This window comes from Paenibacillus tianmuensis (assembly GCF_900100345.1).
GTDB lineage: Bacteria > Bacillota > Bacilli > Paenibacillales > NBRC-103111 > Paenibacillus_G > Paenibacillus_G tianmuensis.
The window spans coordinates 1-18117 of the sequence record NZ_FMTT01000073.1 but is presented as its reverse complement, the minus strand read 5'-3'; the positions used below and the strand labels follow the sequence as shown (position 1 = coordinate 18117).

Sequence of the window (18117 nt, the reverse complement as noted above, 5' to 3'; positions counted from 1 at the left end):
AGTAGCGACGCGCATCGTTCGTACCATGCACTCGCTAAAGAATATAACCACCAACCGATCAGGTTCAATGTAAAGGACAATCCTGATCATTTGAAATGGCTGCATACGATGATTTCCAACGCGAAAGCCTTTATCGCCGGTACGTTTCACGGTTTAGATTCCAAACATCTGCAATCCTATTTGAACGAATTCTGCTTTCGCACCAATCGTCGGCAGTTTGAAGGTCAGATGTTTAATCGCCTGCTGGCTGCTTGTGTTTCCACTGATACCGTCACCTACGGCGATTTGACCGAATAAGCCAAGCGGAGCTAACTTGATATTCAAATTTTTTTATATCCGAACTTGGAGGGATTCCTATGCGACAACAAAATCTGCTCATGCCTACTCTGCGGGAAGTCCCGTCGGATGCCGAAGCGGCCAGCCACCGGCTGATGCTGCGGGCCGGATTGATCCGGTCGCTTGCGGCGGGGGTGTACACATATTTGCCGCTTGGCCGCCGCGCGCTCCGCAAGGCCGAGACGATCGTCCGGGAGGAGATGGACCGGGTCGGCGCGCAGGAGGTGCTGCTGCCGGCCATGCAGCCTGCCGAGCTGTGGCGGGAGTCCGGCCGGTACGACGTATACGGACCGGAGCTCGTCCGGCTGCGTGATCGGCACGACCGGGAATTCGCGCTTGGGCCGACGCACGAGGAGGTCGTTACGGCACTCGTCCGGGACGAGATCAGCTCGTACCGCAAGCTGCCGCTGACGGTATACCAGATTCAGACGAAGTTCCGCGACGAGCGGCGTCCGAGGTACGGCCTGCTGCGCGGGCGGGAATTTCTGATGAAGGACGCGTATTCGTTCGACACGGACTGGGAAGGACTGGACGCGACCTACCGGGCGATGTACGAGGCGTATCACCGGATCTTCACCCGCTGCGGGCTGAATTACCGGGCGGTGGAAGCGGATGCGGGCGCGATCGGCGGCGAGGGCGAGACGCACGAATTCATGGCGCTGGCGGAGATCGGGGAGGACACGGTCGTCGCCTGCGACAGCTGCGGCTACGCAGCCAATCTGGAGAAGGCGGAAGCGGCAGCCGCACAGCAGGCGCAAGCTGCGGCGGATGGGGAAGCCGCGCCGCCGCTGGAGCGATGGCATACGCCGGACATCCGCACGATTGCGCAGCTGACCGAACTGCTCGGACCGGAGGCTTCGCGTCTGATGAAGACGCTGCTGTATGTGGCGGACGGGAAGCCGGTGGCCGTCATGATGCGGGGCGCCGACGAAGTGAACGAATTAAAGGTACAGCGGTATTTAGGGGCGGACCAGCTTGAGCTGGCCGATGCCGATACGGTGCAGTCCGTTACCGGCGCGTCGGTCGGTTTTGCCGGACCGGTCGGGCTGAACGTGCCACTGCTGGTCGACCGCGAGGCCGCCGCCTTGGGCGAGGGCATTGCTGGCGCGAACGAGCGGGATTACCACTACCGTCATGTCCGGCCGGGCCGGGATTTCTCGCTGGCGCATACGGGAGATTTCCGCGAGGTGCGGCTCGGCGACCGCTGCGCGCGCTGCGGCGAACCGTTGACGCTGCACCGGGGGATTGAAGTCGGTCACGTGTTCAAGCTCGGCACGAAATACAGCACAGCGCTGGGCGCGAGGGTGACGGGTGTCTCCGGCACGGAGCAGGACATCATTATGGGCTGCTACGGCATCGGCGTCTCCCGCCTGTTGTCCGCGGTTCTGGAGCAGCACCACGACGAGCAGGGCATCGTCTGGCCGCTATCTCTGGCGCCGTTTCACGTGCATATCCTTCCGGTAGCCGTGACGGACGACGCCCAGCGGGAGTTGGCGGAGGAGCTGTACGAGCGGCTGCAGGCGCTGGGCATCGAGGTGCTGCTGGACGACCGCGAGGAGCGGCCGGGCGTCAAGTTCAAGGACGCCGATCTGATCGGCCTCCCGATCCGCCTCGTCATCGGCAAGAGAGCAGGCGAACGGGTGGTCGAGTACAAGGAGCGCCAAGCCCCGGAGGCGGAGCAGCTTACCGTGGAGGAAGCGGTGAAGCGGGTGCTGGAGCTGGTGAGGCCTGCGGCTTCCGGAGACGCTAAGTAGAAGTGATGGATGGCTGTACAAAAATCAGGATGCCGAGGAGGAATTCAAATGCACACCGTTGCGGACTATTTGTTTATCGCCTCATTGCTGACGCTTATTGTGAATTTTGTATTCGTGGGCGGAGGAGGGCGCGGATTTACTTATAACGGAGGCTCCGCGGAAGCGCACTACGCTACGGATTTGCAGATGCAGCAAGACCCTGGTAAAGTATTCAAACGACAGGATACCGTGGTGAAAAGATATTTCAAATCGAAGGTGTTTTGGATTGCTGCGGCAGGTATCGTCATTTCGGTTATTATGTCGGAAATGGGGTAAGCCGTACGGCGCAACAAGGCAAGGAGGCACACGTTCATGGTCCGAATCGGCTTGGCCGGGTGGGGCGACCATAGCGACTTATATGAGCGGAGCCTCCCGGCCCGCGATAAGCTGAAGGCGTACAGTCGGTACTTTTCGCTCGTCGAGGTGGACAGCTCGTTCTATGCGGTGCAGTCGCCCGCCAACTTCGAGCGGTGGGCCGGGGACACGCCGGACGGCTTCGCGTTCGTGGTCAAAGCCTACCAAGGCATGACCGGGCATTCGCGCGGGAACAATCCTTTCGAGGATGCGGACCACATGTTTCAAGCGTTCCGCGAATCGGTCGAGCCGCTGCGGGAGGCGGGCAAGCTGAAGGCGGTGCTGTTCCAGTACCCGCCTGAATCTATATAAAAATCTCTGTACATAAATTGGATTTTTATATAATCTATTGATTTACATAGGGGATTCGAACTTTTTTTTAGTGTACATAATTTAATCGACGTACATTAATGAATGTATTGGCACTGTAGTTGTACATAATTGAAGAGTAATTTGGAGCTTCCTATATTTAAGATTTCCAATGTTTAATCTTATTTTCTTGTATTAAAAGAAGAAGATACTCAAGAATTCCACACTATTATGGATTAGAGTTGATGACAGATTTATAGTACTGTAGTGGACCCCGTTGTCAAGACACTTTCTATGAAAAGTTAAGCTACTCATATCCTCCTCGTTAATAGGTTTGTGCGCAGCTCAAACTTAACCGACCTGTGCCATCTTGTGGGCATAAAATTCGGCGGGTGTTGCATAATCAAGTGACTGATGTGGACGGGTGCTATTGTATTCATCGATGTACGCCCGAACGTCTTTAAAGACCTCTTTAGGCGTTGTGTAGGTGTGGTAATAGAGCTTCTCCCACTTTAGATTACGGAAGAATCGCTCCGTAATGGCGTTGTCCGTGGCTCTTCCTTTGCCATCCATGCTAATTGCAATTTCTTTCTTTTTAAGCAGCCGAATGTAGTCACTGCTTGTAAAATGACTGCCCTGATCACTGTTCAGTATGGTAGGCTTAGCTTTATGAAACGCCTTGTTCATCGCCCTTAGTACAAAAGAGCGTTCCAAGCTCTGAGAGAGTTCCCAACTCACGATATACCGGGAGTACCAATCGATGATAGCGACCAGGTACATAAAGCTGCCTTGCATGCGAAGTGAAGTAAGAGACGGGGCGTAGTCGAACTATCTCCCCGTTTCTCCTTCCCGAACCGGACATGCACCTCTCAGCGCATCCGGCTCTCCATTTAAGTGTTGCTCATAGCAAAGGCGACTTCATCATAATAGGATTCAATAGTCCGGCGTTTGTCTGAACGTAGGATATATGGATTTTCGGTCGGGTTTCGCCATGTGAACCAGCCTTTACGGCTAGTGATCAACCTTCTCGACACTAGTTCTCCATAGAATCCGCGACTGTTCTGGCCCTGTAGTACCCAGATTTTAGCCTTTCCCTTTTCTGGTGAGCGGACATAATCTCGCATCAATGCTCGAAAGCCGCGCTTGTACTTTCTTGCCAGCCAGTAGCCGAGTTTCCAGAATACTGTGCGGTCCACTTTACCGTATATTGTCGCTGTATGGTCTGTGTATTGATAAAAGTTTGCCCATCCTGCAAATTGTCGGTTCAGGCTTTCAACCAAATCCATAGCGTTCATGCCGTAATCCCCAGACAGTTGCTTGACTAATTTCTCAGTAAAGCGACGGTATTTCTCCCATGAAATGGACGATACAGGACGCATTCGTCCCCGAGCCCCACGTTTGCGAATGATCCGATGTCCGAGGAAGACAAAACCATCATTGACGTGCGTGATATGCGTTTTCTGCATATTGAGCGTAAGTTTCAACTTATCTTCGAGAAACTCACGACATGCTTCACGTACTTCTTCTGCATGTGCCTTGGTTCCCTTAACAATCACCACAAAATCATCCGCATAGCGGCAGTACGAAATAGCTGGTTTCCACTGCCGATTTTCACGTATCGCGATAGGGCGCTGGTTCAGAATGCCGAAGTTCCATGCCCAGCGATCTTTCCGTACCTTCTTACTCAGAAAATTCGCTTCCATCCATTGATCGAATTCGTGTAACATAATATTGGACAGTAGTGGTGAGATGACACCGCCCTGCGGAACTCCCTCGCTTGAGGCACGAAATAAACCACGGTCTACGCATCCTGCCTTGATCATCTTCCACAGCAGGGAGAGGAATCTCTGGTCAGAGATACGTTTACGGACAGCCTTCATTAGCAGTCGATGGTGTACGGTATCGAAGTAACTCGCCAAGTCACCTTCAATGACCCAACGACCCGCAGTTGCGTTCGTTTGTTCGTTTCCATCTTGTAATTGCATTTTGACAGTTCGAATTGCATGATGGACGCTTCGCGCCGTCTGAAACCATAGGATACTGGATGAAAATCACTTTCCCATATCGGTTCCATTGCCATCAGCATCGCCCTTTGCACGATACGATCTCGAAGGCACGGGATACCTAGCGGTCTGAGTTTGCCATTCACTTTGGGAATGTATACTCGTCGGGCAGGTTGCGGAAAGTAACTTCCGCTCAACAGCTCATGGCGTAACAAATTCTAGTTCTAGATCGAGCTTTTCTTCCATCTTACGCCTGTCTATGCCATCCACGCCCGGTGTTCGAGCTCCGCTTGAAGCGAGAGTGATGCGAGCAGCTTCACTTAGCCAAGACCTGTCAGCAATGAGTCTGATTAGTCGGTCAAACTTACGTTCCTTATTTCCTGTTGACCAAGTCGCCAGTTTGCTTTGCATTTCACTGATTATCAAAGGTCTTCACCTCACTAGAGTCAGTTAATGAGCCAAGCAAACCACTTAAACTACCTCCCTTCGCCATGTGACCGGCTTTCCCGGCCTCGGACTACTACGGAGGCTCCGTCGGCCTGCACATCATCGGGGTCACACTCCCTTAGCATCTATGCAGACTTTCCCCAGTTCACATGTTGGACTCTACACATAGGTTAGGCTGCCTATCGCAGTCTTTATCCTTGCTTTCTGCAAGTCGTCGCGGACATCACGCTCTAGCTGTGCACTCTTCGCGATTCCTGGCCATTCAACATACATATTTGATTGGCCTTCGTGAAATCCATCAGTTCGGTTAACGGATTTTCAGTCCGCGACCTGCCTGTTAAGCGATGTAGGCAGGGGTGACATTTCAACCCTCAGATGCGGTTTAATAGGTTCGTGTTCCTCGGCCTTCCCATGCTCAGCCTAGAGACTCATCTTGGCGTAATCGCTTCGCCGCAAGCCCCGTTTCCCACGGACTACGTCACCTTGCCAGTGTCGGCAAGTCACCGCCGCTTCGACTCACTTCCTCTCACAGCAGAGGAAGGACATGTCAGTAAAAAAAAACTCGACATGTATTCCAAACATGCTCAAGTAACTTGTCCCATTGCGGGAACTTGTTAGCTGGGCGTACTATACGTGATGTCGATACCCCAGATGTGATTGGGATAAGCCGCTTTGACGCCACGCAGTAGGTAAGGGTGTACAGCCTCCTTGTGGTTTCGCTTACTAAGATTGGGACCAGGGCACAGCCCCGCTAATCCCATACGCAGCATAAGCTTACAGACCTTTTTCTTACTGATAACGAATCCTTCACCCTGGAGTACATGACGGATACGACGATGCCCATAATGTGGCCAACGTGTGTAGATCTCATCGATCTTATGCATGATGGGAATATCTTCGTCATCCTTATCCACAGGCACATAGTAAAAGCTTGTACGGCTGACCTCAAGCAGCTCTGACTGCCGTTTCACACTAAGCTCACCGTCGTGTCGGTCCATCATCTCTTTTCGCTCTTCGGCGCTTGTCGAGTTCGTCAGATTTTTTTTTGAGCCAGTTGAGCTCGATGCTCAGCTGACCTATCTGTTGGGTAAGTTGTTCTTTTTCCTTCTCATACTGCTTTCTCATCTTTTCAGTCTCACTAGCCCCCCTTGTAAATAAGGAGGCCAAATTATCCAGTGCTTCTGCTTTCCATTTATGTAACTGTGTAGGGTGGATCTCGTGTTCAGCAGCGATCTCCGCTACCGTCCGCTCCTCCCGCAACATTTCTAATACGATTTTCGCTTTCTCATCTGGGGTGTATCTTCGTCTCTTTTCCATAGCTCTATTGTAGCTTATTTTTTTCATTTGTGTGTCAAGCGTTTGGGTCCATTATACTTCAGCCCGCAATCGGGATTGACCCAAAGCTTCTCGGCATCGAGCTTACCCAGCATGCGGCCAAGCCCCTGCTTGATTTCATCCACGCTAGGGATTCGAGGCGAATGGATGTCGTATACGCCTGGGCCGACTTCCGTCTGAAAGCCGCATTCGTTGATCGAGTCGATAATGGCCAGGTCCGAACGCGATGCTTCGAATGTGATCACGTCGGCGTCCATCGCATCGATATCGCGAATGATATCGCTGAACTGGCTGTAGCACATGTGGGTATGAATTTGTGTCTCGGCTTTGACGGCGCTGTGCACCAGCCTGAATGCCGGGATCGCCCAGCTCAAGTACTCGCTTTGCCAGTCCGAATGACGCAGCGGCAGCTTCTCTCTCAATACGGCCTCGTCGATCTGGATGATCTCGATTCCGTTGGCTTCCAGATCCAGTACCTCGTCGCGGATCGCAAGTCCGATCTGCAGGGCGCTGTCCTTCAGGCTGATATCTTCGCGAGGGAAAGACCAGTTCAGAATCGTTACCGGACCTGTCAGCATGCCTTTGACAGGCTTATGGGTAAGGCTCTTCGCATAGGCCGAGTATTCAACGGTGATCGGCTTGCTGCGGCTAATATCGCCCCATACGATCGGCGGTTTTACGCAACGCGTTCCGTAAGACTGCACCCATGCGTTCTCCGTGAAAATGAAGCCGTCTAAGCATTCGCCGAAATATTCGACCATGTCGTTGCGTTCGTATCCGCCGTGAACGAGCACATCGATGCCGATCTCTTCCTGCTGCGCGATGCATCCCGCGATTTTGTCGAAGTTGAATTGCTTGTATTGCTCCTCGGTGATGGAGCCTTTCTTGAAGGCTGCGCGGTTCGCCCGTACGTCGGCCGTTTGCGGGAATGAGCCGATCGTCGTCGTAGGCAGAGGCGGCAAGTTGAATTTGGCTTTCTGAATTGCTTCCCGATCGGCGAAAGCAGGCAGTCTTGTGAAGTCGGCATCCGTCAATGCCGCCACTCTGTTCTGCACCGCATTGGCGTTCGTTAAGCGTGACGTGTTGAACAGCTTCTCGTTCTCCGTATAGAGAGCGGAGGTTTGAGGGTCGGCTTGCGCCAGGATCGATTTGAGCTCCGCAAGCTCTTGCAGCTTTTCTTCCGCGAACGCGAAATATTGCTTATTCGTTGCAGTTAATTTCGTTTCGTGCTTCAGTGTGTAAGGAACATGAAGCAGCGAGCAGGAAGTGCCAAGCACGATCTGGCTAGCTAGCTTGCTGATTTCGCGAACGAGGGCAATCGTCTGTTTATATTGGTTTTTCCAGATGTTCTTGCCGTTGATTACGCCGGCGAACAGCACCTTGTCGTTTGCGAATCCATGTTGACGCAGGAGGTCTAAAGACTGTTTGCCTTCAACGAAGTCGATGCCAATTCCGTCGAAAGGAAGAGCTTGAAGCGCTTGATAACAGTCGCGAATGTCTCCGAAATAAGTTTGCACGAGCACCTTCACGCTGCCTTTGGCGGATAGGATTCGTGAATACAGCTCGTTGAACAGCGCGATATCCTCAGCAGACAAGTCTGTAACCAATGCAGGCTCATCCAATTGAAGCCATTCGGCGCCAAGTGAGTTCAACTGGTTCAGGACAGCGGAATAAGCTTCGACAACCGCAGGAACGAAATCTTTCGCTTTCTTTGTGCCGGTAAATTTCGCAAGCTTGAGCAAGGTGAAGGCACCGGTCAGCATAGAGGCTTGGTCGCGATGCCGAGCTGCTTGGCCTCTGTAAATTCGTCAAACAGCTTCGTTCCGGCTAAGCGAATATGAGTCGCATCGTCGATTTCGGGTACCATGTAGTGATAGTTCGTATTAAATCATTTTTTCATTGCCAGCGCTTTAACGTCGCCGTGTTCGCCTTGATAGCCTCTGGCCATCGCGAAATACGTTTCAAGCGGGCTTAGGCCGAGCGCTTGGTATCTTTGCGGAACGATCCCAAGCAAGCATGCCGCATCAAGCAGTCCGTCGTAGAAGGAAAAATCGTTGGACGGAATGTAATCGACGCCGTTCTTCTGCTGAAGCTTCCAATTCGCGGCTCTCAGCTCCGTCGCGGTTTGCTGCAGTTCTTCGACCGAACCCTTGCCTTTGAAGTATCGTTCGGATGCGAATTTAAGCTCTCTTAGTGCGCCGACTCGTGGATAACCAATGATGGATGTTTTCAATTGCAACAGCTCCTTACATGAATTGTTGGTTTCAGTATAGAGCGCGGAAGTGCTATTGGGTAACACTAATAAACTATGTGGAGACATAGTTTTTTTCTATGATCTGATCGAAAATCTTGTCCAATCAATATATTGATTCAAATTACTCCTGGCTGCTTCATACATGTGGGGGTTATTTTACGGTTACTTTTATCATTGATATTGATAATCATACTCATTTGGATTACCCTGTATACAGTGCTTTAGTGAAGGAGTGAACACAGTTGTTTAAAGAAAGTAATGTAACTCATTATTTTACGCAAGAGATGGTTGAGGTAGCAGCTCGATTGTGGGCACGCTCTTCGATATCACTTATGGATGTACGTAATCAAGTGTTTCACCCCGATAAACCGCTGCAAAAATACAGGTTGCCAACTAGCATGTTTATATACACCCAGGGAGGATCAGCGAGTGTAACACTCAATCATGTTTCTTATCAGTCTGGGAGATTTGGGATTTTTCATGGGGGAAAGGGAACTGAACTATCGATTTATCCAATCGACACTGGCTTGGAAACCTATATGGTGCTATATAAAGCGGAGTCCACACCGTTCTACAGAAGGGACATTCAACGTTTGTTGGAACAGGTGAATCCATTTATACACCTGTTCGGGTTTTCACCAGAAAATCCGCTTTACTACATGGAGAAGTTTCAGTGTATGCATGAAAGATGGAATGCGAAATCCGCTATACATCAGTTTTACGCGAAGAGTATTCTCTACCAAATAGCCCATCGTGTTTACGAGGAATTTGACAAGGGATTGGTTAGCTTAGTTGAGCCGGATTTTGTTGATTCGGTTAAACGATATCTGGATCAACACTATATGGAACCCGTTTCCATTCAATCGATCATCGAAATGCTGCCCGTCAGCAGAAGCCAATTGGTCAGATTGTTCAAGCAGCGCGAACGTAAAAATTTCCAGGAATATCTGAATGAAAGACGGTTGGAGGCGGCTAAGCGACATTTGGAAAACACAAATGCTACGATTCAAGAAATTGCGATGGGGTGCGGTTTTGGAGATGAATTAAATATGCAAAGAATGTTTAAAAAGAACGTTCTGATGACGCCAAGCGAATATCGGTTAAAAATGATGCCTAATTTGGACGTTTATGATATTGATAATGATTATCATCATCATTACAATGGGAAAGGGCCAGAACATCTAGCCAAAATTCAAAGAGGCGGGGAGTTAACCGTGTTTGGGCAAACCAGAAGCAAGCAAATGATATTGACCGCAGCAATGAGCTTGTTGTTGCTGTTGTCGGCGTGTACATCGAGTACGTCAGTGAATAATGAAGGAAGAGCGAATCAGAAGCCGATTCAGACGCAACAAGTTCATGAAAGTACAACGGGGGCGGAAAATCCAGCCCAAACCCAGAAACGGGTTGTTAAAACTATCAAGGGTGATGTGGAAGTACCAGCGAGTATTAAAAGAGTAGCAGTCCATACATGGGCAGGTGACTTATTGGCACTTGGCATTATCCCCGCTATTAGTAACGATGCTAAATTGGGGGCTGCGAAGGACGCATTGAGCGGCACTCAAATGTCCATGTTTGAGGACCCGGAAGAAATTATGGCTGTCGACCCAGATCTGATTATTACTAGAACTGAAGAACAATATGAAAAGCTGAAGAATATTGCAACTACGATCCTCGTTCCCTATGATACTTCTCTTGAGGACCGGATGTTGTTATTCGGGCAGGTATTTGGTGTAGAGGACGCAGCACAAAAAGCTTTAGATTCGTTTTATGCAAAAGTAGATAAGTACGTTCAAGATTTTAAAAATAAGGGTATTTATGGGAAAACAATGGCCATTGTGTTTTATAATGATGATGGCCCGTTTATTTATGGCGATGATTGGGGGTTTGGCGGACAAATCTTATATGGACTTCTAGGGTTCAAGCTGCCTGCTATCATCAAAAAAGAAATAGTGGATACAGGTAAAGGATTCAGACAATTTTCTTGGGAAGCCGCCCCTGATTATTTAAAAGCCGATTATTTAGAGATTGGAAATGGCGACGATTCTTTGTTAGTGAAGGCTAGCAAAAATGCAATTTGGAACAATGTCGAGGCTGTTAAAAATAATAATCTCATCACTTATTCAAAGGAATATGATAGAAAATCACTTTATGTCATGGACAAGGTTTTGGATTTTTACCATCAGCAATTTATGAATCTTGTTCGATAATTAAGTGTTCATTTTTTAATGGACTACATCCAGCTATGCAGATCAGATTACTCAGTCTACTTAAAGAATGGGAAGGAAGGACTATGAAAAAAAGGCCTGCCCTAAAACGTCTAAATACGTTGAACTTTACATTTTATATGGCGATAGGGCTTGGATTAACGGTTCTCATGTCAGCGGCGTCGATTTCCTTTGGCGCCGCTGACATGCGGTTAGCGACCGCATGGGAGGCAATATTTCACTTTGATCCAATGCTCACCGAACACCAAATTATTCAGACCTTACGTCTGCCCCGCACCGTAGCCGATTTAGTGGTCGGCTGTAGTCTTGCAGTCTGCGGCGCGATTATGCAAGGAACGACGCGAAATCCATTGGCGGACTCAGGACTGATGGGCATCAGTTCTGGTGCGGCGTTTGCGATTGCGCTTTGTTTGGCCTTTTTGCCGAGTTATACGTATGGGCAAATGATGCTATTTGCTTGTCTGGGAGCAGCTTTAGCGACAGGTATGACTTATTTTATTGCTTCACTGGGCAAACGGGGCATGACGCCCCAGCGACTTGTGCTGGCAGGTCTATCGATCTCCATGCTGTTCGGAGCGCTCAGTCAGTATCTGGCGATCAATTACAACTTGGGGAGAGCACTGGCCTACTGGACGGCGGGTAGTACAGCCGGAGCTAAGTTGGGTGAACTGCTAGTCGTTGCGCCTTTGTTTGTCGGTGGTGTGTTGCTGGCGTTAGCACTGTCTCCTTCGGTGACGATGCTGAGCTTGGGCGAGGATGTAGCGGGCGGACTCGGCATTCGAAGCGGACTGGTTAAAGGCTTATCTACTGTCATTGTATTTGTACTGACTGGGCTGGCAGTCGTTGTGGTGGGCCCGGTCGGTTTTGTCGGGCTGATTACACCGCATATCGTCCGCTATCTGGTCGGCGTCGATTATCGCTACATTATTCCGGCGACGGCTGTCTATGGGGCGCTGTTCACAGTCTCGGCCGACTTGGTCGGGCGCTTGATCAACAAGCCATTCGAGACACCACTCGGCATCATTTTCTCCATCATCGGTGTGCCATATTTCCTCTTCCTGGCTCGCAAGCAAAGGAGGGAACTCGAGTGACCAAGCAGCGTTACACGGTGAAGCGGGGAATAGCAGTGATTGGGATTTTACTGTTTCTTATTGTTCTTTTTGCGGTGATCAGTGTGAATTCCGGTAAGATGAATCTTTCCCCATTAGAAGTATGGAACGTTCTGCTTGGCAAAGGCACAGCCAAGCAAAACCTGATCGTATTTGATTTTCGCCTCCCGCGCATCGTGCTATCCATTTTGGTCGGACTGGGTATGGGAGCGGCGGGAGTGGTGATGCAGAGTTTGCTGCGCAATGATATGGCCAGTCCCGGGACGCTTGGAATTAGCTCGGGTTCGGGCTTGTTCGTACTGATCTTCGTGGTGTATTTCGCTTCATTGGGAACCAGTTCCTTTATTGCCTTGCCTTTGCTTGCCTTTGTCGGCGGCATGATGGCAGCAGGTCTGATATTCCTGCTGTCATATCGCCGTGGGCGGGAAATCTCACCGATTGGCTTGATCTTGACTGGCGTGGCACTCGGCAGCGGGTATGGTGCGTTGACCACCTTTTTGACGCTCAAATTAGACGATTCGCAGATGGACTTTATGCTACGCTGGCTGGCGGGCAGCCTGTGGGGCGATGACTGGAGCTATATTTCAGTGTTAGCCCCTTGGGTACTGGTGCTGCTTGGCTATATCTTTTATAAAGCTCGTATGCTGAACACACTTCATCTGGGCAATCAGACTGCCGAAGGATTGGGGCTTGCAGTAAAACCGGAATTCCTTGGGTTGTCAATCGCAGCCGTTGCGCTTTCTTCAGGCAGCGTAGCCGTAGGCGGCAGCTTCTTCTTCATCGGTTTGATCGCTCCCCATATGGCGCGGAAGCTGGTTGGTCCTGATCATAAATTACTAGTTCCAACTGCTAGCCTAGCGGGAGGACTGATCGTGGTGCTGGCCGATATAATAACTCATACCCTCAGTCTGGGCGGGGATGTACCGACAGGGATTGTCATTACGGTCATTAGCGTTCCGTACTTTCTATATTTATTAGCTAAGGCAAATTAGGAGGCAGACATGGAATGTATTACAGCTAAACAAATCGATATTGCATATGATGACACACTCATTGTGAAAGAACTGGACTTGCAAATTCCTCGCGGACAGATTACGTCGATTATCGGATCGAACGGCTGTGGAAAGTCAACGGTACTGAAGGCGTTCGGAAGATTGCTCAAAACGAATAATGGCACTGTCTATCTTAACGGAGCAGATATTCGCACACTACCGACGAAAGAGGTCGCTAAACAGATGGCGATCCTGCCGCAGACACCAACGGCTCCGAGCGGTCTGACTGTCGGGCAATTGGTCGCCTATGGACGTTTTCCTCATCAACGCGGCTTTGGTAAACTTTCCAAGGAAGATAAACAAATTGTCGCATGGGCGCTGTCGGTGACACAGTTAACTGAGTTTGAGCATCGCGAAGTCGATACGCTCTCTGGCGGGCAGCGTCAGCGGGTGTGGATTGCGATGGCGCTAGCGCAGCAGACTGATTTGATCCTGCTTGACGAACCGACGACGTATCTGGATTTGGCGCATCAACTGGAAGTCCTGGAACTGTTATATAAGCTTAATCGCAGTCAGCAGGTGACGATTGTGATGGTGCTGCATGATCTGAATCTCGCGGCGCGTTTCTCCGACTATATGGTGGCGATTCGCAGAGGGCAGGTGGTGGAGCATGGCTCGCCTGAGCGAGTGATGACGGCGCAGACGCTGCGCGAGGTGTTTGCCATCGATGCAGATATTATGCTGGAGCCGCGAACAGGGCGTCCGGTGTATGTCACCTATCAGCTATTGCGTGAACGAAACCAAGAACAGCAGGAGGCGCAGGAGGCGGTTGCGACATGAAAACGGCATGGCGCACCTTAGTTGGCGCACGAAAACATTGGCTGCAGTTAGGGCTCGGATTTGCAGGTGTAGTGATCGCCACGTTGGCCGGGTTTTATTTGCCATGGGCACTGCGCTCCCTGACGCAATTGGCCACAGAAGGCAGTATCAATTTTGCCGCAGAAGCGTTGAAGATTGGTTTGTTGCTGCTCGGAGCCACTGTGCTACAAGCGATTGGGTCTTCATTGGCTGGCTATATGAACCATTATGCAGCTCTTCACTATGTGGCGGATTTGCGAACGAAGTTGTACGGCAAGTATCAGCAGATGAGTCTGCATTATTTTAATCGAAGCCGTACAGGCGATCTGACTGGGCGAGTGGTGAATGACGCGATGGAGGCGGAGATTTTCATTGCCCATGTGATCCCCGATTTTATGATCAATGTACTGACGTTTGTCGGGGTAGGGATCTTGCTGCTCACAATCAATGTGAAGCTGGCGCTTATCAGTTTGATTACGATTCCGATGCTATTGGCGATCACCATCTGGCAGAGTAAAAAGCTCTCGCCGATGTGGAGAGAAAACTCTAAGGCTCGAGGTGAGATCGCAGGCAAGGTGCAGGAAAACTTGTCCGGGATTAAGGAAATTCAAGTATTCAATCGGCAGCAGGAGGAAAAGACCCGCGTTTCCCGTCTGGCGCTTAATCATACGAAAACGTATCTGCGTGCCAGCCTACACTATGAGACTTCAGTACCGCTGCTTGCATGTGTGACCGCCCTCGGAACGGTGTTTGTCGTTATTATTGGAGGAAGATTGTTAGCAACAGGCGAAGTGAGTATTGCAGATATTGTCGGATTCATTGCCTACTTGGGAATGTTTTATAACCCCGTTAAATCATTCTCCAGTCTGGTGGAAATGGCTGGTCGTGCAGCGGCGGGTCTGAAACGGGTGTTTGATGTATTGGAAGAGGAGGAAGACGTAGAGGAGAGACGTAACGCCGTTATATTGCCACGAGTAGAGGGACGGATTGATTTTCGAGATGTAACGTTTGCCTACCAGGATGGCGTACCTGTATTGGAGAAGCTAAACCTGACAATTGAATCTGGACGGACGGTGGCGCTAGTAGGCACAACGGGCGTGGGGAAGTCGACGTTAGCCAGTTTGGTCAACCGTTTTTACGACCCACAAGCAGGCTTAATTCAAGTGGATGGCATCGATATTCGCGATGTCACGCTAGCTAGCTTGCGTGACAATATTTCGATGGTGCTGCAAGATACGTTTCTGTTTGACGGTTCGGTGTATGACAACATCGCTTATGGGTGGAAAGACGCGACACAGGAAGATGTAATCGCCGCAGCGAAGGCAGCCAAAGCTCATGGATTTATTGAACAAATGGAAAAGGGCTATGATACGGTGATTGGCGAACGCGGTGTGCGGTTGTCAGGTGGGCAGAAGCAGCGGTTATCGATTGCGCGGGCGATTTTGCGCAATGCGCCCATCTTAATTCTTGATGAAGCGACTTCAGCGCTTGATACGAAGACGGAGCTGGACATTCAGGCGGCACTTGATGAGATTTCGCAAGATCGCACCACGCTGGTGATTGCACATCGGCTATCGACGATTCGGCATGCCGACCAGATTGTTGTCTTGGAGGGAACGGGCATTGCCGAGATGGGCACACATGATGAATTGCTTCGCCGCGGCGGCATATATGCGCGTTTGTATGCGACACAGGATTCCTGATGGGGATATTGCAGAAAAATGAAATGAAAGGCTGGAATGAAGATGAGTGAACTGTATGATCTCACGATTATTGGCGGTGGCCCGGCAGGGCTATACGCGGCGTTTTATAGCGGGATGCGAGATATGAAGACCAAGCTAATCGAGGCGAAGGAAGAACTGGGTGGCAGGATGTTGCTTTATCCGGAGAAGATGATCTGGGATGTGGGCGGGGTGCCGCCCATTCGGTGCGAGCAGTTGATGCAGCAAATCATCCGGCAAAGCTATACATTCGATCCAACGATCGTGTTGGGGCAACAAATTGTCGGATTGGAGCGACTTGATGACGGAACTATGATACTCACCGCCGCAACCGGGGAAAGGCATCATACGCGGACAGTCGTGTTGACTTTGGGGCGAGGCGTGTTGAAGATGGCGAAGCTGGAAATAGAGGGCGCTGATCGCTATGAAGTCACCAATCTGCATTATACCGTGCAGGACCTTGAAGAGTTTCGCGACAAAAGAGTGCTACTTTCCGGAGGCGGAGACTCCGCGGTCGACTGGGCCAACGAACTAGAGCCGATTGCCGCCGGTGTAACGGTCGTTCATCGCCGTGAACAATTCGGAGGGCATGAGAGAAACGTGCGGCGGATGAAGGAATCGTCGGTGCGCGTACATACGCCTTACACAGTGACGGAGCTGAAGGGCAACGACAGTGGAGATGCGATCGCGCATGTATCGATTGCCCGTATTAACGAGGAGGGCCATACGACGGACGAGAAGATAAGGCTCGAGGTAGACGCTGTTATCGTCAACCACGGACTGCGCGGCGATTTTGGGCCGATCGTGGACTGGGGGCTGCAGATGGGCCCCTATAATATTACGGTCAACGAGAAGCTTTCGACCAATTTGCCGGGTATTTTCGTGGCTGGAGATTCGGCGAAATACCCAAGCAAGCTATCGCTCATTGCTGGTGCTTTTACTGATGCGGCGCTGGCAGTCAATAGCGCCAAACTGTACATGGAACCGGAAGCCCGATTTATGGCTTACGTCTCCTCACACAACTCCAAGTTCAAGGAGAAGAACAAGGCGCTGGGTGTTTCCGAGGAAGATGCTTGAGCCGACTGCCGGGTTAGCTCAGGCCTAGCAAATCATTTCGCCTGCAATTGCTCGAGACGGACACAAAACAACCCCCAAATCAAAATCAATTGATTTGGGGCAGACTGAATAGTAAAGCGCTTTCTTTATAGTATTACTGCATCGAGTGCAGGGTCCCCATGATGTTCGAACCATACAAAAAGATCGCCCACTACCTTTGGCCTTTCTAAAATCTTCTTTTTAATAAGAATTACAAAAATGCGAATCGCCCGTTATCTTTTCGGTGAAGATTATCTAATCGCATATCTTGAGTAATGGACAGCAGCTTAGGAATAGCGGCATGGATCTGGTGAAACCGGCTGAGTTCATGGCGAATATGCTGTTCGATTGGGGTCAGTAAAATGCTCGACTTATCTCATCCAGCTCCCAATTTCGCTTCACATGATCCCCTCCGAGTCCTAAAAATGGACAGTATCGGCACTTTCAGTTTAAAAACTAAATCCCCAGTCAAATTATAACGAGGCAGGCGCTGAGATTTCCAGCGCTTCATAAAGTTCAATCTGGCGTCTGGTGATCTCTCCAAATTTTAAATCCTGCCCGGGCCGTTCGTAGCACTCGATCACGTCCAGTTCATCAAGCAGCCCTTGCATTGTATAGCGCTGGAAGAGCTTTTTCTCGCGCATGACCTTTTTGATGTACGACAGATAGATCAGTGCCACGAATTCAACAAACAGCTTTCCGTCCAGACTGCGTTCAGAGGAAACCTCCATCCGACGAAAGTTCAGACGCTCCTTCAGATTTCCGAATGCTTTTTCAACCAAATCCTTGTTTCGGTACACGACGAGCGCTTCGATCGGATCTTTGATCTCATTGCTGAGCAGCGTGAAATAGCCATAATTCTTGACAGCCGCATCAATGACTTCCTGTTTGGGCTTTACAACAGTCCCGCGTTTGGGCGTAGATTTCACTTCGAAATATTTGGCATAGGACTTTTCGTGTTCGGGATCGCGTCTTCCGCTCTCCAGTTCTGCTTTCAGCTTTGCGAGTAGCCGGTTCAATTTGTAGGCGTCCTCGGTTTCCTTTTCTTTGTTAAAATAAAGGTGCAGATACGCCCGGCGCTCTCCCTCCAGCACGTCGCCCTTGTAAGGCCGCCGCTGTGTATACTTCCATGTGATGGTGGTCGATTGTGCATACAGGTTGTAATCCGGATGAAAGTTTTCCCATTGCTGCAGTTGAGGCCTGGCCGATTCCAATTCCTCTTGTACGTATTTAAGTGTGACTTTCACGCCAATCAGAAACTTCAGATGGTGCTGGTACATGGCATT

General features: G+C 50.3%; 15 protein-coding genes and 2 pseudogenes. 10 read left to right on the top strand and 7 right to left on the bottom strand.

Annotated elements, in window-relative coordinates; all coding sequences use genetic code 11:
* The 4 genes and pseudogenes from BLO51_RS27230 to BLO51_RS27215 all read left to right on the top strand — a co-directional run.
* On the top strand, nucleotides 1-297 hold a 297-nt coding region (locus tag BLO51_RS27230; RefSeq protein WP_143007006.1), incomplete at its 5' end, for a transposase.
* Between the two features lie 59 nt (nucleotides 298-356).
* A complete protein-coding gene (locus BLO51_RS27225; protein WP_090677042.1) occupies nucleotides 357-2090 on the top strand; it encodes a proline--tRNA ligase in 1734 nt (577 codons plus the stop codon).
* A 48-nt stretch (nucleotides 2091-2138) separates the two neighbouring features.
* Nucleotides 2139-2405, top strand: a complete 267-nt coding sequence (locus tag BLO51_RS27220) for a hypothetical protein (protein ID WP_090677041.1) — start codon at nucleotides 2139-2141, stop codon at nucleotides 2403-2405.
* Between the two features lie 36 nt (nucleotides 2406-2441).
* A pseudogene (locus BLO51_RS27215) lies at nucleotides 2442-2783 on the top strand (DUF72 domain-containing protein); the annotation flags it as partial.
* 360 nt (nucleotides 2784-3143) lie between these two features.
* On the opposite strand, the gene BLO51_RS27210 reads toward BLO51_RS27215, so the two are convergent.
* From BLO51_RS27210 to BLO51_RS30940, 6 genes and pseudogenes are all read right to left on the bottom strand, one after another.
* Nucleotides 3144-3587 (bottom strand): IS3 family transposase, encoded by a 444-nt coding sequence (locus tag BLO51_RS27210; protein ID WP_090677038.1) that lies wholly within the window; start codon nucleotides 3585-3587, stop codon nucleotides 3144-3146.
* A 95-nt stretch (nucleotides 3588-3682) separates the two neighbouring features.
* Nucleotides 3683-4792, bottom strand: a complete 1110-nt coding sequence (locus BLO51_RS31090) for a reverse transcriptase domain-containing protein (RefSeq protein WP_483825085.1) — start codon at nucleotides 4790-4792, stop codon at nucleotides 3683-3685.
* Nucleotides 4793-5856: 1064 nt separating this feature from the next.
* Nucleotides 5857-6243 carry an IS3 family transposase gene (locus tag BLO51_RS27200; protein WP_090677035.1) on the bottom strand — a complete coding sequence of 129 codons (387 nt, stop codon included), beginning with the start codon at nucleotides 6241-6243 and terminating at the stop codon, nucleotides 5857-5859.
* Nucleotides 6221-6559: a transposase gene (locus BLO51_RS27195; RefSeq protein WP_167670354.1), complete on the bottom strand. Its 339-nt coding sequence runs from the start codon at nucleotides 6557-6559 to the stop codon at nucleotides 6221-6223. Before BLO51_RS27195 ends, BLO51_RS27200 begins: the two co-directional genes overlap by 23 nt.
* A 23-nt stretch (nucleotides 6560-6582) precedes the next feature.
* Complete coding sequence (metE, locus tag BLO51_RS27190; RefSeq protein ID WP_281180446.1) at nucleotides 6583-8340, bottom strand: 5-methyltetrahydropteroyltriglutamate--homocysteine S-methyltransferase; 1758 nt, start codon at nucleotides 8338-8340, stop codon at nucleotides 6583-6585.
* Nucleotides 8334-8810 (bottom strand): annotated as a pseudogene (locus tag BLO51_RS30940) (uroporphyrinogen decarboxylase/cobalamine-independent methonine synthase family protein). Before BLO51_RS30940 ends, metE begins: the two are co-directional and overlap by 7 nt.
* 263 nt (nucleotides 8811-9073) lie before the next feature.
* Between BLO51_RS30940 and BLO51_RS27185 the strand changes: the two are divergent.
* The 6 genes from BLO51_RS27185 to BLO51_RS27160 all read left to right on the top strand — a co-directional run bounded on the left by BLO51_RS27185 (nucleotide 9074) and on the right by BLO51_RS27160 (nucleotide 16813).
* Nucleotides 9074-11038, top strand: coding sequence for an AraC family transcriptional regulator (locus BLO51_RS27185; protein WP_090677031.1), 1965 nt, complete (start codon nucleotides 9074-9076; stop codon nucleotides 11036-11038).
* An 83-nt stretch (nucleotides 11039-11121) separates the two neighbouring features.
* Nucleotides 11122-12147: a FecCD family ABC transporter permease gene (locus BLO51_RS27180; protein WP_090677029.1), complete on the top strand. Its 1026-nt coding sequence runs from the start codon at nucleotides 11122-11124 to the stop codon at nucleotides 12145-12147.
* On the top strand, nucleotides 12144-13157 hold the full coding sequence (locus BLO51_RS27175; RefSeq protein WP_090677027.1) for a FecCD family ABC transporter permease: 1014 nt from the start codon (nucleotides 12144-12146) through the stop codon (nucleotides 13155-13157). The genes BLO51_RS27180 and BLO51_RS27175 overlap by 4 nt, the downstream gene beginning before the upstream one ends.
* Before the next feature lie 9 nt (nucleotides 13158-13166).
* Nucleotides 13167-13997 carry an ABC transporter ATP-binding protein gene (locus BLO51_RS27170; protein ID WP_090677025.1) on the top strand — a complete coding sequence of 277 codons (831 nt, stop codon included), beginning with the start codon at nucleotides 13167-13169 and terminating at the stop codon, nucleotides 13995-13997.
* On the top strand, nucleotides 13994-15718 hold the full coding sequence (locus BLO51_RS27165) for an ABC transporter ATP-binding protein (RefSeq protein WP_090677021.1): 1725 nt from the start codon (nucleotides 13994-13996) through the stop codon (nucleotides 15716-15718). The genes BLO51_RS27170 and BLO51_RS27165 overlap by 4 nt, the downstream gene beginning before the upstream one ends.
* A gap of 36 nt (nucleotides 15719-15754) precedes the next feature.
* Nucleotides 15755-16813 carry an NAD(P)/FAD-dependent oxidoreductase gene (locus tag BLO51_RS27160; RefSeq protein WP_090677018.1) on the top strand — a complete coding sequence of 353 codons (1059 nt, stop codon included), beginning with the start codon at nucleotides 15755-15757 and terminating at the stop codon, nucleotides 16811-16813.
* Between the two features lie 491 nt (nucleotides 16814-17304).
* On the opposite strand, the gene BLO51_RS29545 is transcribed toward BLO51_RS27160, so the two are convergent.
* Nucleotides 17305-18117: IS1634 family transposase (locus BLO51_RS29545; RefSeq protein ID WP_425415840.1), on the bottom strand; the 813-nt coding region annotated here is incomplete at its 5' end.